The 24,879-nt window shown below is 70.9% G+C and carries 22 protein-coding genes; 15 read left to right on the forward strand and 7 right to left on the reverse strand.

The features are described from left to right. Positions 1 to 19: 19 nt before the first annotated feature. Together F0U44_RS07705 and F0U44_RS07710 are read right to left on the reverse strand one after the other, a co-directional pair. On the reverse strand, positions 20 to 931 hold the full coding sequence (locus F0U44_RS07705; protein WP_149727715.1) for an MBL fold metallo-hydrolase: 912 nt from the start codon (positions 929 to 931) through the stop codon (positions 20 to 22). A gap of 22 nt (positions 932 to 953) precedes the next feature. Beyond that, positions 954 to 1,682, reverse strand: coding sequence for an alpha/beta fold hydrolase (locus F0U44_RS07710; RefSeq protein ID WP_188113383.1), 729 nt, complete (start codon positions 1,680 to 1,682; stop codon positions 954 to 956). A 175-nt stretch (positions 1,683 to 1,857) separates the two neighbouring features. Here F0U44_RS07710 and F0U44_RS07715 point away from each other — a divergent pair, with 175 nt between their 5' ends. From F0U44_RS07715 to F0U44_RS07745, 7 genes are all read left to right on the forward strand, one after another. Then, a complete protein-coding gene (locus F0U44_RS07715) occupies positions 1,858 to 3,432 on the forward strand; it encodes an MFS transporter (protein ID WP_149727717.1) in 1,575 nt (524 codons plus the stop codon). A 191-nt stretch (positions 3,433 to 3,623) separates the two neighbouring features. Continuing rightward, positions 3,624 to 5,723, forward strand: coding sequence for a molybdopterin oxidoreductase family protein (locus F0U44_RS07720; protein WP_149727718.1), 2,100 nt, complete (start codon positions 3,624 to 3,626; stop codon positions 5,721 to 5,723). 223 nt (positions 5,724 to 5,946) lie between these two features. After that, positions 5,947 to 7,476 (forward strand): FAD-dependent oxidoreductase, encoded by a 1,530-nt coding sequence (locus F0U44_RS07725; RefSeq protein WP_149727719.1) that lies wholly within the window; start codon positions 5,947 to 5,949, stop codon positions 7,474 to 7,476. Further along, positions 7,476 to 10,046 carry a nitrite reductase large subunit NirB gene (gene nirB, locus F0U44_RS07730; RefSeq protein ID WP_149727720.1) on the forward strand — a complete coding sequence of 857 codons (2,571 nt, stop codon included), beginning with the start codon at positions 7,476 to 7,478 and terminating at the stop codon, positions 10,044 to 10,046. The genes F0U44_RS07725 and nirB overlap by 1 nt, the downstream gene beginning before the upstream one ends. Further along, positions 10,046 to 10,405: a nitrite reductase small subunit NirD gene (nirD, locus tag F0U44_RS07735; protein ID WP_149727721.1), complete on the forward strand. Its 360-nt coding sequence runs from the start codon at positions 10,046 to 10,048 to the stop codon at positions 10,403 to 10,405. Before nirB ends, nirD begins: the two co-directional genes overlap by 1 nt. Before the next feature lie 17 nt (positions 10,406 to 10,422). Then, the gene (locus F0U44_RS07740; RefSeq protein ID WP_149727722.1) at positions 10,423 to 11,535 is read left to right on the forward strand and encodes a uroporphyrinogen-III synthase; all 1,113 of its coding nucleotides are present in this window, start codon (positions 10,423 to 10,425) and stop codon (positions 11,533 to 11,535) included. Beyond that, positions 11,532 to 12,200, forward strand: a complete 669-nt coding sequence (locus F0U44_RS07745) for a sirohydrochlorin chelatase (protein ID WP_149727723.1) — start codon at positions 11,532 to 11,534, stop codon at positions 12,198 to 12,200. The genes F0U44_RS07740 and F0U44_RS07745 overlap by 4 nt, the downstream gene beginning before the upstream one ends. 78 nt (positions 12,201 to 12,278) lie before the next feature. Here F0U44_RS07745 and F0U44_RS07750 read toward each other — a convergent pair whose 3' ends face one another. Further along, the gene (locus F0U44_RS07750) at positions 12,279 to 13,211 is read right to left on the reverse strand and encodes a class I SAM-dependent methyltransferase (protein WP_149727724.1); all 933 of its coding nucleotides are present in this window, start codon (positions 13,209 to 13,211) and stop codon (positions 12,279 to 12,281) included. 36 nt (positions 13,212 to 13,247) lie between these two features. Here F0U44_RS07750 and F0U44_RS07755 point away from each other — a divergent pair, with 36 nt between their 5' ends. Next, positions 13,248 to 13,976 (forward strand): Fic family protein, encoded by a 729-nt coding sequence (locus tag F0U44_RS07755; RefSeq protein WP_149727725.1) that lies wholly within the window; start codon positions 13,248 to 13,250, stop codon positions 13,974 to 13,976. Between the two features lie 478 nt (positions 13,977 to 14,454). On the opposite strand, the gene F0U44_RS07760 is transcribed toward F0U44_RS07755, so the two are convergent. Then, complete coding sequence (locus F0U44_RS07760) at positions 14,455 to 15,243, reverse strand: HAD family hydrolase (protein ID WP_149727726.1); 789 nt, start codon at positions 15,241 to 15,243, stop codon at positions 14,455 to 14,457. Between the two features lie 112 nt (positions 15,244 to 15,355). Between F0U44_RS07760 and ssd the strand changes: the two genes are divergently transcribed. The 4 genes from ssd to F0U44_RS07780 are packed head-to-tail and all read left to right on the forward strand — an operon-like array spanning position 15,356 to position 19,108. Then, positions 15,356 to 16,435, forward strand: a complete 1,080-nt coding sequence (gene ssd / locus F0U44_RS07765; protein ID WP_149727727.1) for a septum site-determining protein Ssd — start codon at positions 15,356 to 15,358, stop codon at positions 16,433 to 16,435. After that, on the forward strand, positions 16,432 to 17,613 hold the full coding sequence (locus F0U44_RS07770) for a TadA family conjugal transfer-associated ATPase (protein WP_149727728.1): 1,182 nt from the start codon (positions 16,432 to 16,434) through the stop codon (positions 17,611 to 17,613). Before ssd ends, F0U44_RS07770 begins: the two co-directional genes overlap by 4 nt. Further along, positions 17,610 to 18,392: a type II secretion system F family protein gene (locus F0U44_RS07775; RefSeq protein ID WP_149727729.1), complete on the forward strand. Its 783-nt coding sequence runs from the start codon at positions 17,610 to 17,612 to the stop codon at positions 18,390 to 18,392. The genes F0U44_RS07770 and F0U44_RS07775 overlap by 4 nt, the downstream gene beginning before the upstream one ends. 2 nt (positions 18,393 to 18,394) lie before the next feature. Continuing rightward, positions 18,395 to 19,108 carry a type II secretion system F family protein gene (locus F0U44_RS07780; protein WP_246160370.1) on the forward strand — a complete coding sequence of 238 codons (714 nt, stop codon included), beginning with the start codon at positions 18,395 to 18,397 and terminating at the stop codon, positions 19,106 to 19,108. A 26-nt stretch (positions 19,109 to 19,134) separates the two neighbouring features. Here the strand turns inward: F0U44_RS07780 and F0U44_RS07785 are convergent, their stop codons facing one another. Continuing rightward, positions 19,135 to 20,751 (reverse strand): calcium-binding protein, encoded by a 1,617-nt coding sequence (locus tag F0U44_RS07785; RefSeq protein WP_188113384.1) that lies wholly within the window; start codon positions 20,749 to 20,751, stop codon positions 19,135 to 19,137. Between the two features lie 419 nt (positions 20,752 to 21,170). Here F0U44_RS07785 and F0U44_RS07790 point away from each other — a divergent pair, with 419 nt between their 5' ends. The 3 genes from F0U44_RS07790 to F0U44_RS07800 are packed head-to-tail and all read left to right on the forward strand — an operon-like array spanning position 21,171 to position 22,086. Continuing rightward, positions 21,171 to 21,356, forward strand: coding sequence for a DUF4244 domain-containing protein (locus tag F0U44_RS07790; RefSeq protein ID WP_149727731.1), 186 nt, complete (start codon positions 21,171 to 21,173; stop codon positions 21,354 to 21,356). A 2-nt stretch (positions 21,357 to 21,358) separates the two neighbouring features. Beyond that, positions 21,359 to 21,721, forward strand: a complete 363-nt coding sequence (locus F0U44_RS07795) for a TadE family protein (RefSeq protein ID WP_246160371.1) — start codon at positions 21,359 to 21,361, stop codon at positions 21,719 to 21,721. Further along, the gene (locus F0U44_RS07800) at positions 21,718 to 22,086 is read left to right on the forward strand and encodes an Rv3654c family TadE-like protein (protein ID WP_149727733.1); all 369 of its coding nucleotides are present in this window, start codon (positions 21,718 to 21,720) and stop codon (positions 22,084 to 22,086) included. Before F0U44_RS07795 ends, F0U44_RS07800 begins: the two co-directional genes overlap by 4 nt. Here F0U44_RS07800 and F0U44_RS07805 read toward each other — a convergent pair. Next, positions 22,083 to 22,403: an ABC transporter permease gene (locus tag F0U44_RS07805; RefSeq protein ID WP_149727734.1), complete on the reverse strand. Its 321-nt coding sequence runs from the start codon at positions 22,401 to 22,403 to the stop codon at positions 22,083 to 22,085. The two genes, F0U44_RS07800 and F0U44_RS07805, sit on opposite strands and share 4 nt — an antisense overlap. A 25-nt stretch (positions 22,404 to 22,428) precedes the next feature. After that, positions 22,429 to 24,771, reverse strand: a complete 2,343-nt coding sequence (locus F0U44_RS07810; RefSeq protein ID WP_223163612.1) for a DEAD/DEAH box helicase — start codon at positions 24,769 to 24,771, stop codon at positions 22,429 to 22,431. Positions 24,772 to 24,879: the final 108 nt, after the last annotated feature.

The raw sequence follows: 24,879 nt of genomic DNA on the forward strand, positions 1-24,879 counted from the left end.
CTCAAGCGCTGAGGGCAGGTCAGGCCCAGGGATCCTCGCGCCGCCACACCGTGGGGAAGTGGAGGCTGACGCCGTCCTCCTCTGCCAGCGGGCCCAGCACCTGCATCGTGAAGTCGAGGTCGTCGCCCAGGTAGGGGAGCGAGCGAAGCGGCTGGTCGAGCGGCCGGAAGAAGTCGTCCCAGTGGATCAGCACCACGGTACGGGCGCCGACCGCGCGGACCGTGTGCTGCCAGTAGGCCCGCACGTAGGCCTCGTCCTGCTTGCCGAGCTGGCCGATGCCGAGGTAGGCGACCTCGGCCTGGTGCCCGTCGAGCGCGCCCTCGACGTAGCCCGCGCTGCCCTGGATCAGCATCCGGCTCCCGCTCGCGTGGGCGACGAGGATGCTCCACGCCTCACCGCACTTGTAGGCGGCCGCCTTCACGGGTGGACGTACGGGCGCGGTGATCTCGCCCGGGAAGCGGTCGGGCGGACAGTGCGACGACGCGATGAAGGTCAGTGAGAAAGCGCCCGCAGCCACCTCGTCACCGCTGGCGACGACCTCGATCCGGTCGTCCGGCAGACCGCCGCCGCGCCCGATGTTGGCCGTCGACTCGCCTCCGACGAGGAGCGCGTCGGTGCGGTCAGCCACGGCCGCCGCGTCGAGCGCGTGGTCGAAGTGGCTGTGGACGGGAGTGATCAGCCCGAGGCGAGTCACCCCGGCGCGCTCCAGGCAGGCGTCGATCCGACCGGGGTCGGGAGCGATCCGCCCCAACCCCACCGACAGCAGACCGGGCCGGGAGAAGAAGCCGTCGGTCATCACCTGGGTCTGCCCGTCGTCGATGAGCAGCGTCGCCACACCGAGGAAGGTCACCGACAGCGGCCCGGCCGCCTCCGGCACGTCGAACTTGTCGCGGTAGGGCTCGAGGCTCGGTCGACCGAGAGGAAGGCGCACGTAGCGACGCTAGGTGATCGCCTCAGAGCAGCGCCACCAACGCGGCGGGATCCTCGATGTGCGGGTTGTGGCCCAGCCCCTCCCACGTCACCACCTCGACGCCGAGACCCTCGTAGTTCTCGGCGCGCACCATCAGGTCCTCGGAGCCGCGCCCCAGCGTGACCGGACAGGACGATGCCGCGAGCAGTGCGGGCATGTCGGGCACACCGAAGTCGAACGTGCCCATGTCCTGCGCGATCCGCCAACCGTCCTCGACCTGCCGGACGCCGGCCTCGTGGGCGGGGTCGGCCGGATCAGTGAGACCACGCAGCCCCGACGCCAGCAGGTAGCGCTCGACCGCTTCGTCCCGTGTCGCGAAGATCCGGGCCGGTTTGAGCGACTGACCGCGCATCCCCTCGACCTGGTCCATGGGCCACCAGGTCTTGATGGAGAAGCCGATCACGCGGCTCACCTCGGGATGCGTGCCGGCCAGCGCCAGCGCGACCATCCCGCCCATCGAGTGCCCGAGCAGCACCAGCTCACGCCCAGCGGGCAGCGCTTCGGCCACGAGGTCCGCCTGCGCCGGAAAGGAGTACGACGCCGCGGCAGCCGATCTCCCATGACCCGGCAGGTCGACCGCGACCCAGCCGCCCGCCCAGCTCGCCGGCAGGAGCTCCTCGACGCCGCGCCACAGCTCGGCGGTCCCGCCGAGCCCGTGCAGCAGTACGAGGAGGGGGCCGTCGTCGCTGCCGCCGTACCGGTGCCAGATCACGGGCGTGAGGTTAGCGACCCGTGTGGCCCGGGCCACAGGTGTGCGGCTGTTAGGTCTGTTAGGTCGTGAGGGGAAGTTGACGAAAGGGTCCTCGCCGCGCGCCACGACCCGAAACCGTGCTCGCTCAGGATCAGGTCATTCGATGGCACCTCTGCCTGGAACACAGGAGCACGACATGACCCTCACGACACCCACCGACGACGTCGTCACGGCGTCCGCGTCGCGGCGCCGTAGCGGCCGCTGGATCGACGAATGGCACCCCGAGGACGAGAAGTTCTGGGCGGAGACGGGCGCCAAGACCGCCAAGCGCAACCTGATCTGGTCGATCTTCGCCGAGCACCTCGGCTTCTCGGTCTGGCTGATCTGGAGCGTCAGCTCCGCGTTCCTCGTCGCGTCGGGCTTCACGTTCACGCCCCAGCAGCTGTTCTTCCTGGTGGCGATCCCCAACCTCGTCGGCGCACTGATCCGCATCCCCTACACCCTCGCGGTGGGCAAGTTCGGCGGCCGCAACTGGACGATGGTCAGCGCGGCTCTGCTGCTCATCCCGACGCTGTCGTTCGCCTACTTCGTCAACCAGCCGGAGACGCCGTACTGGGCGTTCTGCCTGATCGCGGCGACGGCCGGTTTCGGTGGCGGCAACTTCGCCTCCTCGATGGCCAACATCAACTTCTTCTACCCGGCACGCCTCAAGGGCGCGGCGCTCGGCCTCAACGCGGCGGGCGGCAACCTGGGTGTCGCGATCATCCAGTTCTTCCTGCCGGTGATCGTCGGCGGCGCCGGCATCTTCGGCCTCGTGAAGGCCTCCGAGGGCGGCATCAACCTCGAGCGTGCTGCCTGGGTCTACGCCGGACTGGCCGTGACCGCCGTGCTCGCGGCGTTCTTCTTCATGGACAACCTCAGCTCGGCGAAGTCCGACACGAAGGCGCAGCTCAGCGTCTTGAAGATCAAGCAGACCTGGGTCATGTCGTTCCTCTACATCGGCACCTTCGGCTCGTTCATCGGCTACTCCGCTGCGATGCCGCTGCTGATCAAGCTCAACTTCTGGCGCCAGCCCGTCCCCGAGGTCGTCGGCATCGGCGTGAACTTCGCCTTCTTCGCCTTCGCGGGCGCTCTCGTCGGCTCGATGGCCCGTCCCCTCGGTGGACACCTGGCCGACCGCTTCGGTGGCGCCAAGGTCACGCTGATCTCGTTCGGTGGCATGGCGCTCGGCGCGCTCGGCGTCCTGTGGACGCTCAGCATGCTGGAGACCCTCCCGCCGCCCCCGCCGCCGGAGGCGCTGGCCGCTATCAAGGCTGACCCGTCGTCGTTCGTCTTCCCCGACGCCGTGCAGGCTGCGGTCGAGTCCAACCAGGGCATCTTCCCGCTGTTCCTCGGCATGTTCCTGCTGATCTTCTTCTTCAGCGGCATCGGCAACGGCTCGACCTACAAGATGATCCCGGCGATCTTCCGCACCGACGCCGAGCGGGCGTCCGAGCCCGGTACGCCGGAGCGCGAGGCTGCGCTTCTCGCCGGCACGAAGAAGGCCTCGGCCGCGGTCGGCATCATCGGAGCCGTCGGCGCCCTCGGCGGCTTCCTGATCCCGATCACGTTCGGCTCGCCGTGGGTCACCGACCCGCTGGCCGCGACGAAGACCGCGTTCCTGGTGTTCCTCGGGTTCTACGTGATCTGCGCAGCGGTCACCTATGTGGTCTACCTGCGCAAGCCGCACCCGGCGAAGGCGGCCGTCAGCTACGCCGGAGTCGGCATCTGACGGGGGATCGGGACAGTCGCTAGCGCGACTTCCTCGACCACCGAAGCAACGTGTGGCGCGGCTCGATGAGAGCCGCGCCACACGCCATTTCACAGTCGGCAGGCGGGATCTGTGAGGTCGTGAGAAGTAGTTGACCTTCAGGTCCAGGCTCCCGATCCCGACGCGAAACCCCGGCCGACTGCAATGGACCCATGACCGAGACCGGGGGCGAGCGCGTGACGCGGACCCACTGCCCCTACTGCAGCCTGCAGTGCGGGATGACTCTCCAGAAGCAGGGGCGTACGGCGCTCGAGGTGCTGCCCTGGGCGGAGTTCCCGGTCAACGAAGGCGGCCTGTGCCGCAAGGGCTGGACGGCTGCGGAGCTCCGCGGCCACCGCGAGCGGCTCACCTCCCCGATGATCCGCGACCGCGCGACCGGCGAGCTGCGCGCGGCCGATTGGGACGAGGCCCTCGACCTCATCGCCACGAAGATCCAGGACCTGCAGGGCGCCCACGGTGCCGACGCCGTCGCGATCTTCGGCGGCGGCGGCCTCACCAACGAGAAGGCCTACCAGCTCGGCAAGTTCGCTCGGGTCGCTCTGCGCACCAGCCAGATCGACTACAACGGCCGGTGGTGCATGTCGTCGGCGGCGAGCGCCGGCAACCAGGCGTTTGGCATCGATCGCGGCCTGCCCTTCCCCCTGGCCGACATCGAGCAGGCCGACGTCGTGGTCCTGGTCGGCTCCAACATGGCGGAGACGATGCCGCCGGCCGCGCGGCACCTCGACCGCCTTCGCGAGCGGGGTGGCAAGGTCGTCGCCGTCGACCCGCGCAAGACGCCCACCGCTGATCGCGCCGACCTGTTCCTCCAGCCGGTCCCCGGCACCGACCTCGCGCTCGCCCTCGGTGCGCTGCACCTGATCGACGCCGCCGGCGCCGTCGACGAGGACTACGTCGCCGCCCGCACCACCGGCTTCGACAAGGTGCGCCGCTCGGTCGCCTCGTGGTGGCCCGAGCGGGTCGAGCGGGTCACCGGCATCCACACCGACGAGCTGCGCCAGCTCGTCGAGCTGATGACGACCAACGAGAAGGTCGTCATCCTCACCGCCCGGGGCGCCGAGCAGCACAGCCAGGGCACGGCCACCGTGCTCGGCTGGATCAACGTCGCCCTCGCACTCGGCCTCCCCGGCAAGGACAACGCCGGCTACGGCTGCCTCACGGGTCAGGGCAACGGCCAGGGCGGCCGCGAGCACGGCCAGAAGGCCGACCAGCTCCCCGGCTACCGGATGATCGACGACCCGGCCGCGCGTGAGCACGTCGCGAAGGTCTGGGGTGTCACCCCCGAGTCGCTGCCCGGCAAGGGCAAGTCGGCCTACGAGTTGCTGGAGTCCCTGGGCAGCGCTGAATCCGGGGGAGGCGGTGGCCCGAGGGCGCTGCTCGTCTTCGGTTCCAACATCGTCGTCTCCGCGCCCCGCGCCACCCACATCACCGCGCGCCTCGAGTCGCTCGACCTGCTCGTGGTCTGCGACATGGTGATGTCGGAGACCGCGGCGTTCGCCGACGTCGTACTCCCGGTCACGCAGTGGGCCGAGGAGTCCGGCACCATGACCAACCTCGAGGGCCGGGTGATCCTGCGCGAGCAGGCCACCACCCCGCCCGCGGGTGTGCGCAGCGACCTCGACGTGATCGCCGGTCTTGCCGACCGGCTCGGTTCGCCGGTGCCCTTCGGCACCGACGTCGAGGAGATCTTCGCCGAGCTCGGCCGCGCCTCGGCCGGCGGCAAGGCCGACTACAGCGGCATCACCTACGACCGGATCCGCGCGGAGCACGGCGTGTTCTGGCCGTGCCCGACCCAGCCCGACGGCACCATCCACCCGGGCACCCCGCGGATGTTCGCCGACTCCTTCGCGACTCCCGACGGCAAGGCCCGGTTCCTCGTGGTCGAGCACGTCGGTGCCGCCGAGCAGCCCGACGCGACCTTCCCGCTGCACCTCACCACGGGCCGGGTGCTCGCGCAGTACCAGTCCGGCGCCCAGACCCGCCGCGTGAAGTCGCTCCCCGACGACGGTCCCTTCGTCGAGCTCCACCCGATGCTCGCCAACCGGATCGGCGCCCACGACGGCGACCCGGTCATGGTCCGCACCCGCCGCGGTGAGATGAAGGCGCCGGCCAAGGTCGTCACCACGATCCGCCCCGACACCGTCTTCATCCCCTTCCACTGGGTCGGCGCCAACCGCCTCACCAACGACGCCCTCGACCCCTCGAGCCGGATGCCCGAGTTCAAGGTCTGCGCCGCCGAGGTCACCGCCTAACTCCCCGCGAAGTGTCGAACTTGCGCCCACGAAGTGGCGATGTTGGTTGCTCGAGGTGTCGATCCTGGTTCCCGTCGCGCCCGCATTTCTTGGCGATCCGACGGTGCGTGTCGGCCACGTCACACCCGTTCTCACGAGGGTCTGTGAGGGTGTGAGGAACTGTTGACATCAGGGGGCAGCCGGGGGATCGCGACGCGAAACCTCGTCGCCGTTTCGTAGTCACATGACCTCGAGCCGTCCCGATTCCGCGCCTCGGCGGCTCGTGATCGTCGGCAACGGCATGGCGGCGACCCGGCTCGTCGAGGAGCTCGTCGCGCGCCGCGCGACCGACACGATGCAGATCACGGTGCTGGGCGACGAGCCGAACGCGCCGTACAACCGGATCCTGCTGTCGGCGCTGCTCGAGGGCACCCACCGCCCGGAGGCGCTGACGCTGCGCTGCGAGGAGTGGTACGCCGAGCACGGCATCGACCTGCGCCTCGGCGCCCGCGTGCTCGAGGTCGAGCGCGACCTCAAGGACGTCATGCTCGTCGACGGCACGATCATCGAGTACGACGCCCTGGTGCTCGCCACGGGCAGCATCCCCACGCTCCCGCCGATCCGTGGGCTGGTGCGGATGGACGGCTCGCTGCACGAGTCGGTGCACGCCTTCCGGTCCCTCAACGACTGTGAGCGCCTGCTCGAGGCCGTGTCCGCGACCGACGCCGACGGTGAGCTGGTCAACCGCCGCGCGGTCGTCGTCGGCGGTGGCCTCCTCGGTCTGCAGGTCGCCCGTGCGCTCGGCGCCCGCGGCATCGACACCGAGATCGTCGAGGGTGCCGACCACCTGCTCAGCCAGCAGATCGGCGAGGCGGCCGGCAAGATCCTGGCTCGGGACATGAAGAAGCTGGGCGTCTCGGTCTACACCGGCGCCCGCGCCATCAAGCTCACCGACACCTCCGACGCTCCGAGCCTGGCGGGCACGGTCAAGGTCCTCGACCCGCTGCCGACCAACCCCGGCCGGGTCGCGCTGCGCCTCGACAACGGCTTCACGCTCGACACCGACCTGGTCATCCTCACCGCCGGCGGCAAGCCGTCGACCGCGCTGGCCCGTCGGGCTGGGCTCGACGTCCGCCGCGGCCTCGTCGTCGATGACCGGCTCGCGAGCGTGACCGATCCCGACATCTACGCCCTCGGCGACTGCGTCGAGCACGACGGCCGGGTGACCGGCTTCGTGCCGCCCGCGTGGGAGCAGGCGGGCGTCCTCGCCGGCATCCTCTGCGACGAGTCGGTGAAATACGACGGCAGCCGCATCGTGGCCCGCCTCCGCGCCACCGACCTCGACGTCGCCGTGCTCGGCGACCCGGAGGGCGAGGTGCTCAAGGGCGGCGACGTGGTGGAGATGTCCAACCCGGTGCGGGGGTCGCACCGCAAGCTCGTGATCCGCGACGGCCGCATCGTCGCCGGCGCGCTGGTCGGCGACCTCAACCGGATCGGCCTCATCACCCAGCACTACGACCGGCAGACCGTGCTCGGCCCGACCGAGCCGGGCGACCTGCTCCTCGTCGAGCGCTCCGCCAAGCCCGTGCAGCTCCCCGACGACGCGGAGGTCTGCAACTGCGCCGGGGTCACGGCCGGCGCCATCCGTGCGTGCACGTCCTTCGACGATGCCCGCGAGACGACTCGCGCCACCACCGGATGTGGTGGCTGCTCCTCGGCCGTTCGCCAGCTTCTGGCGGAGCGGTCAAGCCTCACCCCGGAAGGAATCAAGTGATGGCAACTCACCTTCGCAAGCAGCTCGTCGTGGTCGGCCACGGCATGGTGGGCCACCGGTTCGTGGAGTCCGCGATCTCGCGCGGTCTCACCGAGACCTTCGACATCACCGTCGTCGGCGAGGAGCCGCGTCCGGCCTACGACCGCGTGGCGCTGACGTCGTACTTCGAGGTGGGCGCGCAGGCGCTGAGCTTCCTCCCGTCCGGCAAGTACGACGACCCGCGGGTCTCGCTGCGCCTCGACACCGAGGTCGTGGCGATCTCCCCGCGCCAGCGGATCGTGACGCTCGCCAACGGTGAGGACCTGCACTACGACGAGCTCGTCCTCGCGACCGGTGCGGCGCCGTTCGTGCCGCCGGTGCCGGGTGCCGACCTCGACAACGTCTTCGTCTACCGCACCATCGAGGACCTCGAGGCGATCCGTGAGGCGTCGAAGAAGGGCAAGGTCGGCGCCGTCATCGGTGGTGGCCTCCTCGGTCTGGAGGCGGCCAACGCGCTGCACCAGCTCGGCATGGAGACCCACGTCGTCGAGCTCGCGCCGCGCCTGATGGCCGTGCAGATCGACGACATGGGTGGCAAGACGCTCAGCCAGCACATCAACAAGCTCGGCCTGACCGTGCACACCGGCGCGATGACCGAGGCGATCCTCGGCGACAAGAAGGGTCGCGTCGACCGGCTCGCGCTCAAGGACCGCAACCCGCTCGAGGTCGACATCGTCGTCTTCTCCGCGGGCATCCGGCCGCGTGACGCCCTCGCCCGGGCCGCCGACCTCGACGTCGCCGAGCGCGGCGGCGTCCTCGTCGACGAGTCGCTGCAGTCCTCCGACGAGCACATCTGGGCCATCGGCGAGTGTGCCGCGGTCCGCGGGATGATGTACGGCCTGGTCGCGCCCGGCTACGACATGGCCGAGATCGTCGTCGACCGCCTGCTGGGTGGCGAGGGCGAGTTCACCGGTGCCGACATGTCCACCAAGCTCAAGCTGCTCGGTGTCGACGTCGCGTCGTTCGGTGACGCCCACGGTGCGACCGAGGGTGCGCTCGAGCTGACCTACCAGGACGCCGTTTCGGGCGTCTACAAGAAGCTGGTGATCAGCGAGGACGGCAAGCGCCTCCTCGGTGGTGTCCTCGTCGGTGACGCCGCGGCCTACGGCATCCTGCGGCCGATGGTGGCCTCCGGGATGGAGCTGCCCGAGAACCCCGAGGAGCTGATCCTCCCGGCCTCGCGCGGTGGCGGCCTCGACATCGAACTGCCCGACGAGATGCAGGTCTGCTCCTGCAACGACGTCACCAAGGCCGAGATCAAGGCGGCCGTCTCCGACGAGTCGACCCTCAACGACGGCTCGCCGTGCGTCGACGCGGCCTGCGTCACCGCGCACACCCGCGCCGGTTCGACCTGCGGCTCCTGCAAGACGGTCGTCAAGAAGATCGTCGAGGACTACTTCACGGCCACCGGCAAGGAGGTCGACAAGTCCCTCTGCCAGCACTTCAAGATGACCCGCCAGGAGCTCTTCGACGTCGTCGCGGTCCACGGCTACACGCGCTTCGACGACATCATCGAGGCCCACGGGTCGGGCCGTGGCTGCGACATCTGCAAGCCGGCCGTCGCGTCGATCCTGGCCAGCCTGCTCAACCAGCACGTGCTGGAGCCGGGCAACCGGCAGCTGCAGGACACCAACGACGCCTACCTCGGCAACCTGCAGAAGAACGGCACCTACTCGGTCGTGCCGCGGATCCCCGGTGGTGAGATCACGCCCGACAAGCTCATCGTCATCGGCCAGGTGGCCCAGGAGTTCGGGCTCTACACCAAGATCACGGGTGGCCAGCGGATCGACCTGTTCGGTGCCCGCATGGAGGACCTGCCGGCCATCTGGAAGCGCCTCGTCGACGCCGGCATGGAGTCCGGCCACGCCTACGGCAAGTCACTGCGCACGGTGAAGTCGTGCGTCGGCTCGACCTGGTGCCGCTACGGCGTGCAGGACTCGGTCGGCCTCGCCATCGAGCTCGAGCTCCGCTACCGGGGCCTGCGCTCGCCGCACAAGCTCAAGGGCGGTGTCTCCGGCTGCGCCCGCGAGTGTGCAGAGGCCCGGTCGAAGGACTTCGGCATCATCGCGACGGAGAAGGGCTGGAACCTCTACGTCTGCGGCAACGGCGGCGCCATCCCGGCCCACGCCCAGCTGCTCGCCGGTGACCTCGACAAGGAAACCCTGATCAAGTACCTCGACCGGTTCCTCATGTACTACATCCGCACAGCCGACCGGCTGCAGCGGACGTCGTACTGGATGGACTCGGTCGACGGCGGCCTGGACCGGATCCGGGAGATCGTCGTCGACGACGCGCTCGGCCTGGGTGCGGAGCTCGAGGCGGCGATGGACCGCCACGTCGAGTCCTACTTCGACGAGTGGAAGGCCACCATCGAGGACCCGGAGAAGATGGCCCGCTTCGTCTCCTTCGTCAACGCCCCCGGCACGCCCGACCCCAACATCACGTTCCGCGAGGAGCGCGGCCAGATCCAGGCCGACATCACCGACGGCCCGGTCTCGCTCGGTACGACGATCCCGGTAGGAGCTCCCTGATGACGGTCACCACCGAGACGACGTTCGAGACCGTCTGCCGGCTCGACCAGATCGAGCCCGAGGGTGGCGTGACCGCCCTCGTCGGCGGCGAGGCGGTCGCCGTCTTCCGCACGTTCGATGACGAGGTCTACGCCCTTTCCAACTACGATCCTTTCTCGAAGGCATCGGTCCTCTCGCGCGGGATCGTCGGCACCAAGCTGGTGGACGACGAAGACGTCCCGTTCGTGGCCAGTCCGATGTTCAAGCAGGCGTTCGACCTCCGGACGGGCCGGTGTCTCGACGACGCGAGCGTCGTTGTCACGACATACGACGTGCGGGTGGTCGACGGGCTCGTGGAAGTGGGGCCCCGGCGCTCGTGAGCGTGGAGGAGGAGCCGGTGGGGGACCGTCCGCTCGCCGGATTCCGCATCGGCGTGACCGCGGCCCGGCGAGCCGAGGAGCAGATCGCGCTGCTCGAGCGACGCGGTGCCGAGGTCGTGCACGCCCCGGCGCTGTCGGTCGACCCCAATCGGATCGACGAGGAGGCACTGCTCGCGGCGACCAAGGACGTCCTCGCGCAGCCGGTCGACATCTTCCTCGCGACCACCGGCATCGGCATGAAGTCGTGGCTGACGGCCGCCGAGCGGTGGGGCCTGCAGGAGCAGCTCGTCGCTCACCTCAGCACGGCAGAGATCCTCGCCCGCGGCCCGAAGAGCGTCGGTGCCCTGCGTCGCTTCGGCCTGCGTGAGCTGTGGTCGCCGGAGTCGGAGGAGTTCGAGGACGTCCTTGCCCACCTGCGCGGACGCGACCTCACCGGCCTGCGGATCGTCGTGCAGGAGCACGGCCAGTCGCTGTCGATGGCCGCCCACGCGCTGCGCCGCGTCGGCGCTGACGTCACCACCGTCGCCATCTACCGCGTCGACCCCGCCGACGACCTCGAGCCGATGTTCGGCCTGGTCGAGGCCGTCGTCGACGGCCAGATCGACGCCGTCACCTTCACTGCCGCGCCCGCCATCGCCGCGATGATGGAAGCGGCCGCGACCGCGGGTCACCGCGACGACCTCGTCAGTGCCTTCCAGGCCGACGTGATCGCCGCGTGCGTCGGGCCGGTCACCGCTGCAGCCTTCGAGATGTGGGGCGTCCCGTCGATCTACCCGGAGCGGTCGCGCCTCGCCGCGATGATCAAGCAGCTCGAGATCGAGCTGCCCTCCCGCGCGGGCGGGACCTCGCTCGAGGTCGCCGGCCACACCCTGCTGCTGCACGGTGACGACGTGCTGCTCGACGGGGTCCACGTGAAGCTGTCGCCCGCTCCCTACGCCGTCCTCCAGGCGCTGCTCGTCAACCCCGGCACCGTGGTCTCCCGCCGTGACCTGCTGATGGCGCTGCCGTCCGGCACCGCCGGTTCGGAGCACGCCGTCGAGATGGCGGTCGCCCGGCTGCGCGCCTCGCTCGGCACCCGGTGCATCCAGACCGTCGTCAAGCGCGGCTACCGACTGGCCGTGTCGTCATGACGGTGCTGGTCACGGTCGCCCACGGCACCCGCAACCCCGACGGCAACCGCATCGCCGCCGAGATCACGGCCGAGGCCGCAACCCGGCTCGGCATGACGGCGCAGTCGTCGTACGTCGAGCTGTGCGCGCCGCTCTTCGCCGACGTGATGACCGACCTCCGCGACGACGCCGTCGTCGTACCGCTGCTGCTGTCGACCGGCTTCCACGTGCGTTCCGACCTGCCGACGGCCGTCGCCGCCGCCCGCCGCTCGGTCGCCCTCGGCGGTCCGCTCGGCCCCGACCCGCTCCTCGCTGCTGCCCAGGTCGACCGACTCGTCGAGGCCGGCGCGACCTCCGGTCAGCCGGTCGTGATGGTTGCTGCCGGGTCGACCGATCCCAAGGCGACCGCCGATCTCAGGGGCGCCGCCCGCCTGCTCGGTGACCTGTGGGGAGCCCCGGTCCGGCTCGCGACCCTGTCCGGCCTCGGTCCCCGGCTGGCCGATGTGGTCCGTCCCGGGGATGCCATGTCGGCGTACCTCCTCGCCCCCGGTCACTTCGCCGACCGCGCCCGCGACGAAGCCACCGCCGCCGGTGCCACCGTCGTCACCGACGTGATCGGCGCCCACCCCCGCGTCGTCGACCTGGTCTGCCAGCGCGTCACCCGGATGCTCTCCCGGGCAGCCTGATCCGCCGCCTCACAAGGGTTTTGGTTGGGAATTCCCCGAGAAACCAACCATTCCTCTTGTGACGCGCGGGGGCTCGCGTCAGCGGAAGTCGATGAGGAGCATCCCGGAGTCGTCGTCGGTCGGCGGCTCGATCGGCTCGACGAAGTCCGACATCTCGGCTGCGTCGGAGAGCGAGACGGGGACGGTGTCCTCTCCGACGTACGGCGACCCTGCGGTCGCGGCCGTCTCCACGCCCGGCTTGGGCGCTGACTGAGGCTTGATCCCGACCACCGCGCGGTAGCACTGCGTCACGTAGGGCAGCTGCATGCCGTCCATGCCGCGACCGAAGTCGTCGTAGAACGCCAGCACCTCGCGGAGCTTGGCCTCGCGGCCCTCCGCGGGGAGGGTTGCGATGTTGGAGCGGGAGAGCACCAGGTCCTGGACGGACTCGCGGTTGACGACCTGCCAGTGCTTGTAGGACTCGTGCTCGGTCGGCCCGAAGTAGGGCGAGGACTCGAGCTCGTCGCCGGGGGCTGACCCCTGCTCCTGGCTGCCGATCACGCGGCCGAGGCGCTTGACCCACGGGATCCGCTCGTCGCGGGTGTTCCAGACCAGGCTCAGCGAACCGCCGCGCTTGAGGACCCGGGCGATCTCAGGGAGCGCCCGCTCGTGGTCGAACCAGTGGTAGGCCTGCGCGGCGATCACGATGTCGAACGTGCTGTCGGGCACCGGGATCTCTTCGGCCGTGGACTGGGAGATCCGGGTGACCGCGTAGTTGCGGGCCAAGATGTCGAGCATCGCCGGGTCGGGGTCGGTCGCGTGCACGTCGTGGCCCAGGGCCACCAGCTCGCGGGTCAGCTTGCCGGTGCCGGCACCGAGCTCGAGGATCGACAGCGGCTCGTCGCCGGTCAGCCAGCGCACCGCGTCGATCGGGTAGCCCGGCCGGCCGCGCTCGTAGGCGTCGACCACGCTGCCGAAACAGAGCGCGGGATCGGGTCCTGCGCCGGACTGGGTGTTTTCCTCGGGTGCCATCAAGGGCCAACCTACTTGCTCGGTAACGTTCTTCCGGTGAGCGCGGACCCCTTGGCATGGTTGGTGTCGCTCGAGGGCGTCCCGTCGGCGTTCGCGGGCGCCCGGGACGGCATCGACGCCGTGCTGCGGGACCGGGGTCTTCGCCGTACTTCTCCGGAGATGACCGCCGAGTCCCTCCTCCGCGGCGCTCACGCGAGCGCGGTGCTCGAGGGGTCGGCCGCCTCGCTCACCGAGGTGCGCGAGGGTGCGGGCGACGAGATCGCTGCCGACGCGGTGCGGGTGTCGACCGAGCTGCTGGCGCTGATCCCCGTCGTACGACGCACGCCCCTCCAGGCCTTCGCGCGACTCCACGCCCTGGCCGGCCACGGCTCCGTCCCGGCCGACCGCCTCGGCCGGCCGCGCGATCCCGAGTCCGCGGGCGTGCTGCGCACCATCGCCGACATCGTGACCGCCCCGACCGAGGCGCCCGCCCTCGCGGTCGCCGCCATCGTCCACGCGGAACTCTTCGTCAACGCGCCCTTCGCCTCGCACAACGGCGTCGTCGCTCGTGCCGCTGAGCGGCTGCTCCTCGCGGCGAAGGGAGTCGACGAGAAGTCCCTCGTCGTCCCCGAGGCCGCCCACCTGGCTCTCCGTGCCGAGTACGAGTCCAACCTCCGGGGCTACGCCAGCGGCACGACCTCCGGCATCCACGCTTGGCTGCTCTACGCCGCCGAGGCCTACGCCGCCGCGGCCGAGGCCAGCCCGCTCGTCCGCGCTGCGGAGTAGGCCGCGCCCTGGTTCGTCGAGTAGCCCGAGCGCGCTAGCGCGAGGGCGTATCGAGACGCCGCAGCTGTCCGCGCTCGCCGTCAGCGGGCACGTCACCAGGTCTCGATACGCGCCTTCACGGCTTCGCAAGCTCAGCCGTGGGCGCACTCGACCCACTTTTGCAACGGTGCCTGCGCGCTCCGCGCGCGGGCACCGGCAAAAGTGCAGGTGGCACCCGAGTCACAAAGGTCTCTCGGGTGCCACCGCTGACACATGAACCCGTGGCTACCAAGCGTGCACCTGTATGCCGTCCCGAGCATTTCCCGGTGACGAGCGCCCAATTAGGAAGGGTGGATCGCCGCGTGGGTACCTGGGTCAATGTGTTGATCTGGAGTTGTTGGTCCCTTTGTACGCCGCTTGACCCGCACCTTCAAGGGTTGTCTTTTCGGGGTGTCCGGACCACGCTGGGGGGTTGTCGGCCCCGTTGTTCCGCTGGGGCTTACGCGCTGAGGTTGCGGCGCTTCACGCCGACCCAAACGCCCACTCCGACGGCCACGACGCCGCCCACCGCGAGGGCCGCGAGCGTCGGCTTCGCCTGCGGCATCCGGCTGCGCAGGGCGACCGGTTTGTTGAAGTTGAGCACCGGCCACGCGCGTGCGGCGGCTGCCTTGCGCAGCTCCTTGTCGGGGTTGACCGCGTGCGGGAAACCGACCGCCTCCAGCATGGGGATGTCGGTGGAGGAGTCGCTGTAGGCGTAGCAGGCGGCGAGGTCGTAGCCGCGCTCCTCGGCGAGAGCCCGGATCGCGTTGGCCTTCTCCTCCGCGTAGGCGTAGTAGTCGATCTCGCCGGTGTACTTGCCGTCCTCGATCTTGAGGCGCGACGCGACCACCCGGTCGGCGCCGAGCATCGCGCCGATCGGCTCGACCACGTCGGTGCCCGAGGAGGAGACGATGACGACGTCGCGACCGGCGAGGTGGTGCTCCTCGATCAGCTGGACCGCCTCGTCGTAGACGAGCGGGTCGACGACGTTGTGCAACGTGTCGGCGACGATCTCCTTCACCGTGGCGACGTCCCAGCCAGCGACGAGCTGCGACATGAAGTGCCGCAGCTTCTCCATCTGGTCGTGGTCAGCGCCACCGACGAGGAAGACGAACTGTGCGTAGGCCGACTTCAGCACCGCGCGTCGGGAGATGAGGCCGCCAGCGGCGAACGGCTTGCTGAACGCCAGAGCGCTCGACTTGGCGATGATCGTCTTGTCGAGGTCGAAGAACGCCGCCTCCGGGCCCATTCCTTCATCGTAGGGGCCGCTTTCCGTCCACAAGGCGAGCGCGCCGCGGTGTCGTCCACAGGTTGCCGACGCCCCGCCCCGTCGTACGGCGTCCGGGCGCCACCGTTGGCGCATGCCCACCAGTCCCGAACCCGTCAGCAGCACCACAGCGCCCCCACCGCTCTTCGTCACCGCCGACGAGCGCTTGATCGGTGACCTCCTTGCCCTCGCAGCGGCCGCCGACGTCACCCCCGTGATGGCGCGTGAGCCGCTCGCCGCGTTGTCCGCATGGGGCCGCGCGCCGGCCGTACTGATCGGCGCCGACCTGGCCGACGCGGTCGCCGCACTCGCGCCGGGGCGTCGGCCGCACGTCTACGTGCTGACGGCGGATCGGGCGCCCGACCAGCTCTTCCGTACCGCGCTCCAGCTCGGCGCCGAGCAGGTCGTCGAGGTCGGCACGTCCGGGGCCTGGCTGGTCGAGCTCCTCGCCGACGTCACCGAGCAGTGCGTGGCTCGGGGTCGGGTGATCGGTGTCGTCGGTGGATCCGGCGGCGCGGGCGCGACGACCTTCGCGTGTGCCCTCGGACAGGCGGCGGCGCGCACCGGGCCGGCGATCGTGATCGACTGCGATCCGCAGGGGCCGGGGCTCGACCGGATGCTCGGCCTCGAGCGCACCGAAGGCTTCCGCTGGGACGCGCTATGCCAGACCACGGGCCGGCTCAGCGCCCGCGCGCTCCGCGACGCGTTGCCGAAGGCGGGCGGGCTCGGCGTCCTGTCGTGGTACGCCGGCACGACTGCCCCGTCGCTCCAGGCGTTCGCCGTCCGCGAGGCCCTGTCCGCCGCGCGCCGAGGGCACGAGACCGTCGTCATCGACCTCCCGCGGTCGCCCGGCCGGTTGATCGACGAGCTGGCTGCCCGGTGCGACCAGCTGGTCGTCGTCACGATCGGCAGCGTGCTCGGCGTCAGCGCCGCCGTGCGCATGCGGGGGCGGTTCGAGCGACACCCGGGGCTCGGCCTGGTGATCCGCGGTGAGAGCGTCGCCGTGGCTGACGTCGTCTCCGTGGTGAAGGTGCCGGTGCTTGCGCAGATGCGGGACCAACCGCGTCTCGACGAGTCGCTCGACCTGGGTCTCGGGCCACTGCCGACGGAGCGCGGCCCGCTCGGGCGAGCTGTCACGGCGGTCCTCGGGTCGGTGCAGGTGCAGGCCGCATGACGGTCCGGGACCTCCATGACGAGGTGACGCCCTTGGCCGAGGAAGTGCGCAGTCGTTTGGCACGCTCACCGGGCGACCTGACGCCGCACCGCGTGGCCGAGGCTCTGCGGGGCGCTGGCAGACCCGTGGGTGATGCGACCGTGCTCGCGGTCTACGAGGTCCTCCGCCGCGACGTCGTCGGCGCCGGCCCGCTCGACCCACTGCTCCGGCTCCCCGGCGTGACCGACGTGCTCGTCAACGGCGCTGGCGAGGTCTACCTCGACCGGGGCGCGGGACTCGAAGCGTCCGGTGTCAGGCTCGAGTCGGAGGAGGCGACCCGGCGCCTCGCCCAGCGGCTCATCGCCACAGGCGGCAGGCGGCTCGACGACGCCGCGCCCTGCGCCGACGTACGGCTGCCCGACGGCACCCGTTGTCACGCGGTGCTGGCGCCGATCGCTCGGCCGGGCACGGCGATCTCGCTGCGCGTGCCGAGGAACGGTGGGTTCGCCCTGACCGAGCTGAAGGAGGCCGGCACTCTCACCGCGGAGTTGCTCGAGCTGGTCCGCCTCGTCGTCGGCGCGCGGCTCGCCTTCCTGATCACCGGAGGCACGGGCAGCGGCAAGACGACCTTGTTGTCCGCGATGCTCGGTGAGGTCGACCCGGGGGAGCGGATCGTCATCGTCGAGGACGCCACCGAGCTGCGACCGGCTCACCCTCACGTCGTCGGCCTCGAGGCACGGACTGCCAACCTTGAGGGCGTCGGCGCGGTCGTCCTTCGCGACCTGGTGCGGCAGGCGCTGCGGATGCGGCCCGACCGACTCGTGGTCGGCGAGGTTCGCGACGGCGCCGTCGTCGACCTGCTGGCGGCGATGAACACCGGCCACGAAGGCGGGTGCGGCACCCTGCACGCCAACTCCGCACGCGACCTCCCGTCGCGTATCGAGGCGCTGGCTCTGGCCGCAGGGCTCGGGCGCGAAGCGGCGCACAGCCAGCTCGGTTCGGCGCTGGACGTCGTGCTCCACATGAGTCGTGACCGCGACGGTCAGCGCCGGCTCAGCGAGGTCGCGATCCTCGAGCGTGAGATGGGCGGGCTGGCCCACACGGTGACGGCGACGCGGATCGACCGGGCCGGCACGCTCGTCGCGGGCCCAGCGGCAGGGCGGCTCCTCGACCTCATCGAGGCCCGGCGGCACGGGTGACCGGCTGGGCCGCCCTCGCCTGCCTGCTCGCCGGGGCGGGCGGCGGGCTGCTGACACCCGCAGGCTCGGGCGTCGCGCAGAGAGGGCGGCGCTCCACAACGTCGTACGGCGTCGTGGTGATCGGCCTCGCGGGGGCCGTCTGGCTGCTGGCCGGCGAACCGCGGCTGCTGGTGATCGGCGGGATCGGTGCTGCGGTGCTGGTCGTTGTCGGCCGCCTCGTCGTGCGCAACCGCCACGAGAGAGCAGCGGTGCGCGTCCGCGTGCAGGTCGTCGAGATGTGCGCCGCGGTGCAGGCCGAGCTCGCCGCAGGGCAGACGCCGAGCGCGGCCATCGGACGTGCGGCCGATGAATGGCCGGCTCTGGCGGCTGTGGGCCGTACGGCTGCCGGCGGTGGTGACGTGCCGCAGGCCCTGCGTGACCTGGCCTCCCTTCCCGGTGCCGGAGACCTGTGCGTGGTCGCTGCGGCCTGGCAGGTCGCCCATCGCACCGGTCATGGACTGGCCGACACTCTGGGCCGGGTCGCGCAGCACCTGCGAGAGGCGGAGCAGACGCGACGGGTCGTCAGCGGTGAGCTCGCCTCGGCACGCGCGACCGCTCGTCTGGTCGCTGGTCTGCCCCTCGTCGCTCTTGTGCTGGGCAGCGGTGCCGGTTCGGATCCGTGGGCGTTCCTGCTCAGCACCCCGGTGGGCCTGGGCTGTCTCGGCGGTGGTCTGGCGTGCGGGCTGGCGGGGCTGTGGTGGATCGAGGCCCTCGCGCGCGACGTCGAACGGGCGCGCTGACAGTGGAGCTCGTCGCCGTCGTGCTCACGGGCGTCGCCATGGCACTCGGCCTCCCGCCACCGCGACAGGTCCACCGGCCGGCCATCCGCACCCGGAGCCCTGCCCGCGGAGAAGGCCTGCTGCGCCGGTGGCGGCCGGTGTGGGCACTGCTGGCGGGCGCGGGTGGAGCCGCGTTCCTCGGCGGCCCGGCCGCTCCTGCCGCCGGCCTCGGCGGGGCCGCGGTGGTGTGGACGATCGCCGGCCGGATCGAGCCGCGGGCCGCGCGGCTCTTGCGCGAGCAGGCCGCACGCGACCTGCCGCACGTCGTCATGCTCCTGGGAGCAGCGATGCGCGCGGGCCTCGCGGCAGGTGCGGCGGTCGACCTCGTGTGCCGGGCCCTACCCGGGCCGGCGGCCGACCTGCTCGGTCCCGTCGCAGCGCGGCTGTCACTCGGAGCCGACCCCGCCACGGTGTGGTCGGGGCTGGCCGATGACGCCGCGCTCGGACCTCTCGGACGCACGATGGCACGCTCCCACCGCTCGGGGGCGGCTGTCGTCGCCGAGGTCCAGCGCCTGTCCGACGAGCTGGCCAGGAGCGCCCGGGCGGAGGTCGAGGACCGGGCGCGTGCGGTCGGAGTACGCGCGGCCGTCCCCCTCGGCGTCTGCCTCCTCCCGTCCTTCCTCCTCCTCGGGATCGTGCCGCTGGTGGCTGGGTTGGCGCACTCCGTCGTGTGGTGACCGGCGCGCCAACCTTCGGGCCTCGGTTACACGAAGAGCTCGCAGTTGAGGTTGCTCTCCATGCTCAGGCAGCGATCCTTGGTACCGCCGCCGGCGTCGCCGATGTCGGAGTCCGGGCCGCCATCCAGGAGGTCGTTGCCGCCTGCGCCGTTGAGGTCGTCGGAGCCGGGTCCGCCGAGCAACGTGTCGGTGCCCCCGTTCGCGATGAACTCGTCGTTGCCGGCCCCGCCTTCGATCCCCTCGACGTCGGTCCGCACGTTGTCGAGATCTCCGGCGGGTCCGTCGTCGGCCTTGTTGTTGAGCCAGACGAAGACGCTGTCCGTCGTCCCGGCGTAGCTCACCAGGTCGACGCCGCCACCACCCCGGACCACGTCGCTGTCGGCCCCGGCGTCGATGACTTCCTGAGGCTCGAGGACGTCGCTGCCGCCGCCCCCGCTCAAGGTGTCGTTGCCGCCGAAGCCCCGCAACACGTTGGCCTGAGAGCTACCGCTCAGCTTGTCGCCTGCGAAGTGGGTGCCCTCGATGTTCTCGACGTCCTTCTCGACCTCGTCCTTCTGGCCGGCGTATCCGTCGTCCGCCTTGCCGTCCAGGTCGACGATGACGGCGGACGTCGCGTAGTCCTCGACGCTGAGGTCCCAGGAGACGTAACCGGCGTAGCTGACCGTGTCCGTGCCGGGACCGCCGATGATGTCCTTGTCCGTGCCCTGGTAGGCCAGCAGCAGGTCGTCGCCATCGCCACCGTCCAGCTCCGAGAAGGTCCCCTCGGCATAGACGACGTCGGCTCCTCCGTTGCCGGCCAGCTGGTCGAAGCCGCCGCCGCCGATCAACCAGTTGTCCTCCGCGTTGCCGACGAGCACGTCGTTGCCGTCGCCGCCCACGATCACTTCGTTGGTGGACAGGACCCAGTCGTGTTGACCGGCCGGCCCGTCGTTGGCGATGGCGTCGTTGATCCTGATGTCGAGGTCCACGCTCGCCGGGACGTCGTAGATCACCGCGTCGAAACCTTCGTTCCCGTCCAGGATGTCGGGGCCGCCGACGAATCCGTACAACGTGTCGTCGTCGAGCCCGCCCTCGAGATGATCCGATCCCGCCAAGCCGCGGAGCGAGTCGTCCCCGTCGTCGCCGAAGATGACATCCGATCCCGCCCCACCGACGAGGGCGTCGTCACCGGGGCCGCCCTCGAGGCGGTTCCCGTTCGGGCCACCCATGAGGGTGTCGTCGTGGTTGCTGCCGATCACGACCTCGACATCACCGTAGATGCGGTCGCCCTCCCCGGCCATCCCGTCGTCGGCCACCCCGTCGGGGCTCACCGTGACCGCCGCCGGATGCGTTTCGTAGCTGACGGTGTCGTTGCCACTGCCTCCACGGACGGAGTCCTGGCCCGGGCCGACGATGACGTTGTCGAAGCCCGCCCCCATGATGAACTCGCCGTCCTCCGTCGTACCGAACGTGGACACGAGGTCCGTAGAGCCGGTGCCGTTGACGTGGAAGAAGTCCACCGTCGCCTTGAAGCACTGAATGAGCGTCGGCGACTCCTGGGTGCAGGGTTCGCTCCCGGCCGTAAGGGTGATGCCGTCCAGGTCCTGAACCTTGACCCGCGTTCCGACGTCGAAGACGAGGGTCTCGAAGGAGCCCGTGCTCATGTTGATGTTCAGAGTTCCGAAGTCGAGATGCACGGACATCGGTGCGGCCTGCGCTGGCGCTGCTGGTAGCGCCATTACTCCTGCTGCCGCGAGCAGTCCCGCTGCTACGCCTCCACGGACGGACTTCAATGCCATCGCGCTCACCCCATGCCCACTCGGTCGTTGTTGCCCCGAGCGGCTGATTCCGGGCAACTGTTCCACGGGTCCGCGTCGGCCGCATTCGCCAGAAGGACGATTTATCCCTGAGGTCGGCGAGGTCTCGAGTTCGCAGTTCACGGGCCCGCTAACCGTCCACAACCGCCTACCCGCACTGACCTCGTTCACAGGGAGGGACGGCTCGTACGGCGATCGTCGACCCCGTCCCGCAGGCTCGCCCACAGCGGTCCGCATCGGGCGGACCGCCGTGACCAGGAGGCGACATGCACCAACCCCTGACCCTGCTCCACGGCGACGAGCGTGGCATCACCACGGCCGAATATGCGGTCGGCACGGCCGCCGGTGCCGGGCTCGCGGGCCTGCTCTACAAGCTGCTGACCGGTGGCTTCGGCGAGCGGATGCTGCGCACCCTCTTCGACCACGTCTTCGGCCTCCTCGGCATCGGGTGAACGTGGCGATCCGGAGGGACGACCGCGGTGCGGTGACCGCTGAGCTCGCCCTCGGACTGCCGGTCCTGCTGGCGGTCACCACCGGACTGGTGTGGTTGCTCTCGATCGGGGCGGCGCAGGTCCGCACCGTCGATGCAGCCCGGGAAACGGCGCGGGCCGTGGCGCGTGGGGACGACGAGGCCGCTGCGGTGAGCGTCGGCCGGCAGGTCGCGCCCGAGGGCGTCGACGTCGAGGTGGTGCGGTCTGATGGCCGGGTGACCGTCCGGGCGCGCGGTCACCTCGACGGCCCGGGCGGGATGTTCGGCTTCCTCCCCGGCGTCGACGTCAGCGCCGAGGCCGTCGCGATCACGGAGGAGGAGCCGTGACGGCACGGCGCGGCGAGCGGGGAGCAGCGTCCCTGCTCGTCACGGCCTGCGTCGGCCTGCTCCTCCTCGTGGGTTCCGCCCTCGCGGTCGTCGGTGCGATGGTCGCCGCCCATCGCTCGGCGCAGGCGGCGGCGGACCTCGCGGCTCTGTCCGGCGCGGCAGCGATGGGCTCCGGTGGTGACGCGTGCGCCACGGCCGGAGCGGTGGCGCAGGACAACCGCGCTCGGCTCGTCGGGTGCGAGGTCGACAACAGGGTGGTCACCGTCGAGGTCGAGGTCTCCGGGCCACGCTGGTTGGGCCAGGACCACGACTTCACGGCCGAGGCCCGAGCCGGGCCGACGGGAGCGAGTGCCGCGTCGAGCTAGTGCTCGTCGTTGTCCTCGTCGTCGTCACGACGACGCTCGGCCTCGGCATGGCCGAGCTTCTCCGAGAGCTCCTCGTACTTCTTCTGCTCCTTGCGGCGCTTCCAGCCGTGCTTGGCACCGAGCTTGATCGCCCAGAGCCCGACGAAGATCAGGGCCGCGGCGATGACGCCGGCAAGGAAGACGCCTGCGGGCGAGAGGTCGATGTTGGCGATCTCGACGGTGCCCTTGCCGTCCTCGAAGCTGATGTCGGACGTGAAGAGCCCGAGCAGCACGAGCACCGCACCGGCGCCGACAAGAACCAGTCCCAGGATGACCATGCCCGGACAGTAGTGCGGCCGACGCTCAGCGCGCGAGCAACGCGTCGAGCAGGAGTACGGCGCCGGCCTTGTCGAGCGGGTCGTTTCCGTTGCCGCACTTGGGCGACTGCACGCACGACGGACACCCGCTCAGGCACTCGCAGGAGTCGATCGTCGCCCGGGTCGCGGTGAGCCACTCGCGGGCGGTCGCGTAGCCACGCTCGGCGAACCCCGCACCACCCGGATGACCGTCGTGGACGAAGACGGTGAGCAGGCCGGTGTCGGGGTGGCGCGCGGTGGAGACGCCACCGATGTCCCACCGGTCGCAGGTGGCGAAGAGCGGGAGCAGTCCGATCGAGCAGTGCTCGGCGGCGTGCGCCGCTCCGGGGAGGTCGATCGTCGCGATGCCGGTCTCGGTGAGCACGTCGTCGGGGACGGTCCACCACACCGCGCTGGTCCGCAGGGTGCGGACGGGCAGGTCGAGAGGCGTCTCGTCGATGACCTCGCCGGTGCGCACCCGGCGCCGGAGGTAGGAGGTCACCTGGTTGCTGACATCGACCGACCCGAAGGAGACCCGGCAGCGCCCCCACATCTCGTGCTCGCGCTCCTGGACGATGACGATGTCGGCGACATCGCGGGCCGTCGTCGTGTAGTCGACGTCGGCGCGCCGGATCTCGGCGACGTGGTCGTCGAGGTCGAGCCGCTCGACCCGCCAGGTCTCCCCGCGGTGCAGGTAGATCGCCCCGGTGTGGGCCGTTGTGTGGGCGCGCCCGCCGTCGACGGTGCCGATCACGCGACCGGTGTCGGCCTCGACGAGCTGGACCTGCGCCCCGCCCGTGGACCGGATGTCGGCGAGGTCGGAGGCCCGGCGCCCGTCGGTCCAGTACCAACCCGACGCTCGCCGCCTCAGCAGGCCGGCCCGGGTCAGGTCGTCGAGCAGACCGCGGGCCGTCGGCCCGAAGAGGTCGAGGTCACCGAGCGTCACCGGTTGCTCCTGCGCGGCGGCACACAGGTGAGGACCGAGCACGTAGGGGTTGTCGGGGTCGAAGACCGTGCCCTCGACCGGCTTGCCGAGCAGTGCCTCGGGGTGGTGCACGAGATAGGTGTCGAGCGGGTCGTCGCGGGCGATGAGCATGCCGAGCGCACCGCCGCCCGACCGTCCGGCGCGGCCGACCTGCTGCCAGAAGGCCGCGCGGGTGCCGGGGAAACCGGTGATGAGCACGGCGTCGAGCCCGCTCACGTCGATGCCGAGCTCGAGCGCGTTGGTCGCCGCCATACCGAGCAGGCGGCCGCTGCGGAGGTCCTCCTCCAGCGCCCGGCGCTCTTCGGGCAGGTAGCCGCCGCGGTAGGAGTCGACGACCCCGGCCAGCGCGGGGTCGACCTCGGCCAGCAGGTCGGAGGCACGCTGCGCGACCTGCTCGACACCGCGCCTCGACCGGACGAACGCCAGCGTCCGCACGCCTTGGACCACGAGGTCGGCGAGCAGGTCAGCGGTCTCTGCGGTCGCCGGTCGCCGGGTCGGGGCGTCGTGCTCGCCGGCCAGCGCGGTCAGCGGCGGCTCCCAGAGACCGACGGCGACCTCGCCACGAGGGGAGTCGTCGCGGGTGACGGCCGCGACGTCGAGACCGGTCAGCCGCTGTGCGGCGACCTCGGGCTCGGCCACGGTGGCCGAGGCGAGGACGAAGGTCGGCGTCGACCCGTGCAGGGCGCAGACCCGACGCAACCGGCGCAGGATCTGTGCGACGTGGGCGCCGAAGACCCCGCGGTAGTGGTGGCACTCGTCGACCACCACGAAGTCGACGGTGGCGAAGAAGCGGCCCCAGCGTTCGTGGGCGGGGAGCAGCGAGCGGTGGAGCATGTCGGGGTTGGTGAGGACGTATTCACCGTGGTCGCGCGTCCACTCCCGCTGCTCCTGGGAGCTGTCGCCGTCGTGCGTCGCGACCCGCACGTCGAGCCCGAGCGCGAGGATCGACGCGAGCTGGTCCTGGGCGAGGGCCTTGGTGGGCGCGAGGTAGAGGGTGCTCGACCCGCGCTGCCCTCGCGGACCCCGGCCGGCCCGCGCAGAGGTGAGCGCCGGGAGGAGGTAGGCGAGCGACTTGCCCGACGCCGTACCGGTCGAGAGCACGACGTGCTGACCCGCGTGGGCGTGCTCGGCGGCGACGGCCTGGTGGCGCCACGGCCTGCTCACGCCCCTCGAGGAGTACGCCGACACGACCTCCGGGTCGGCCCACGCCGGCCAGTCCGCGCCGACTGCCGGGCGTGCGGGCAGGCGCTCGAGGTGGGTGAGCCGGTCGGCCCGCGTGGCGCCGGCTGCCAGCCGCTCGAGGAGGGCGACCGGATCCACGCCCGCACCCGACCCCGGACGAGGAAGGGTGGGGGAGACGGCCATGCCTTCCATTGTCCTCGTGAGGGCCGACAGATCGATCAATACGTGGGGGCGCAGGTTCCGGTGAGCGTGGTAGGAAAGGCATGGTTTGATAACCGCGACGTATTGCGA

It is taken from the genome of Nocardioides humilatus, from assembly GCF_008373755.1.
GTDB classification, from domain to species: Bacteria; Actinomycetota; Actinomycetes; order Propionibacteriales; family Nocardioidaceae; genus Nocardioides; species Nocardioides humilatus.

What these genes read in the sequence shown, in the direction of transcription:
- F0U44_RS07715 (WP_149727717.1), top strand. Translation starts at nt 1,858, where the DNA reads ATGACCCTCACGACACCCACCGACGACGTCGTCACGGCGTCCGCGTCG.
- F0U44_RS07720 (WP_149727718.1), top strand. Translation starts at nt 3,624, where the DNA reads ATGACCGAGACCGGGGGCGAGCGCGTGACGCGGACCCACTGCCCCTAC.
- F0U44_RS07725 (WP_149727719.1), top strand. Translation starts at nt 5,947, where the DNA reads ATGACCTCGAGCCGTCCCGATTCCGCGCCTCGGCGGCTCGTGATCGTC.
- nirB (WP_149727720.1), top strand. Translation starts at nt 7,476, where the DNA reads ATGGCAACTCACCTTCGCAAGCAGCTCGTCGTGGTCGGCCACGGCATG.
- nirD (WP_149727721.1), top strand. Translation starts at nt 10,046, where the DNA reads ATGACGGTCACCACCGAGACGACGTTCGAGACCGTCTGCCGGCTCGAC.
- F0U44_RS07745 (WP_149727723.1), top strand. Translation starts at nt 11,532, where the DNA reads ATGACGGTGCTGGTCACGGTCGCCCACGGCACCCGCAACCCCGACGGC.
- F0U44_RS07750 (WP_149727724.1), bottom strand. Translation starts at nt 13,211, where the DNA reads ATGGCACCCGAGGAAAACACCCAGTCCGGCGCAGGACCCGATCCCGCG.
- F0U44_RS07760 (WP_149727726.1), bottom strand. Translation starts at nt 15,243, where the DNA reads ATGGGCCCGGAGGCGGCGTTCTTCGACCTCGACAAGACGATCATCGCC.
- ssd (WP_149727727.1), top strand. Translation starts at nt 15,356, where the DNA reads ATGCCCACCAGTCCCGAACCCGTCAGCAGCACCACAGCGCCCCCACCG.
- F0U44_RS07770 (WP_149727728.1), top strand. Translation starts at nt 16,432, where the DNA reads ATGACGGTCCGGGACCTCCATGACGAGGTGACGCCCTTGGCCGAGGAA.
- F0U44_RS07785 (WP_188113384.1), bottom strand. Translation starts at nt 20,751, where the DNA reads ATGAGCACGGGCTCCTTCGAGACCCTCGTCTTCGACGTCGGAACGCGG.
- F0U44_RS07790 (WP_149727731.1), top strand. Translation starts at nt 21,171, where the DNA reads ATGCACCAACCCCTGACCCTGCTCCACGGCGACGAGCGTGGCATCACC.
- F0U44_RS07805 (WP_149727734.1), bottom strand. Translation starts at nt 22,403, where the DNA reads ATGGTCATCCTGGGACTGGTTCTTGTCGGCGCCGGTGCGGTGCTCGTG.
- F0U44_RS07810 (WP_223163612.1), bottom strand. Translation starts at nt 24,771, where the DNA reads ATGGCCGTCTCCCCCACCCTTCCTCGTCCGGGGTCGGGTGCGGGCGTG.